We start from the raw sequence: 449 nt of genomic DNA, 5'->3' as shown, positions 1-449 counted from the left end.
TCGCGGCATCTACGACAACATGAAGACCGCCGTGGACAAGGTGCTGCCGGGCAAGGGGCGTGTCGTCAACGCCCGCTTTCATGCCATGACCGCGCATTACCTGTTTGAACCCGACTTCTGCAATGTCGCCTCAGGCTGGGAGAAAGGTGTCGTTGAGAAGAATGTGCAGGATCGGCGCCGGCAACTCTGGCAAGAAGCCAAGAGGCAGCCGTTCGCCAGCTTTGGGGAACTGAACGACTGGCTGGAACAGCGGTGTCGTGCGGCTTGGCAGGTGATGGTCCATCCCGATTACCCGGAACTGACGCTGGCTGAGTTGCTGCAGGACGAGCAGTTGCAGATGATGCCGTTCCCCGGTGCCTTTGACGGCTATACCGAAGTCCTGGCACGGGTCTCCAGCACTTGCTTGGTCACCTTCCAGCGCAACCGCTATTCGGTGCCCTGCCATCTGG

1 protein-coding gene is annotated in these 449 nt (G+C 60.1%); it reads left to right on the top strand.

The window, feature by feature from the left end:
* Positions 1–449, top strand: a 449-nt coding sequence (locus tag ACZ2IA_RS22810) for a Mu transposase domain-containing protein (RefSeq protein ID WP_470294877.1), incomplete at both ends; no start/stop codon positions are given.

This window comes from Crenobacter sp. CS_VA4 (assembly GCF_055597485.1).
Note: the sequence above shows the minus strand (reverse complement) of the source record. Positions and strands in the feature narration are given on the sequence as shown.